1 protein-coding gene is annotated in these 485 nt (G+C 35.7%); it reads left to right on the top strand.

The window, feature by feature from the left end; genetic code table 11:
- The coding region (locus AC1DWA_RS33315; protein ID WP_477917744.1) for a hypothetical protein at positions 1–275 on the top strand (275 nt) is incomplete at its 5' end.
- Between the last annotated feature and the right edge of the window lie 210 nt (positions 276–485).

The following is a 485-nucleotide window of genomic DNA, read 5'->3' as shown; positions in this document are numbered from 1 at the left end:
ATGCAAAAATACAAGTAAGCAATGATAAAAAAGGGTTCCTTCTTGGAGACTTTACTAGCGAAGAAACAAAAGGCTATACGTTTAAGAACTTGCAAAGTGTGAAGCTGCAGCCGCATACAGGCCCTGACGAACAGCTAGAAAGATCGCACAAAGGAAAAGAAAGTGATCAGATATATGCGCTTTCTCTTGCAGATAATATAAGTATACAAAAAGTAACCATCTCATACCGCCACCTAGGAATCTCACATCAGGAGACAATTTCTACTGGGTTATAATAAGAGCCGATAAGCAGCTTACCTAGATGGGTGAGCTGCTTATCTTTTTTAAAGAATCTACCACAATTCAATTTGATTTACAATCCCTTTCTCTCTCAATTTAAAGAATATTCAAACAATATTTTTCCGTTACCAAAGGAAAAATATTGCGTTTAATTGAAAGCGTTTCCAATATATAGTGAAGGTAACAAGAAAACATCTTAGCAAGAT

The sequence above is a fragment of the Rhodococcus sp. P4_F3_2 genome, assembly GCF_056401335.1.
This window is presented reverse-complemented; position numbering and strand designations above follow the sequence as displayed.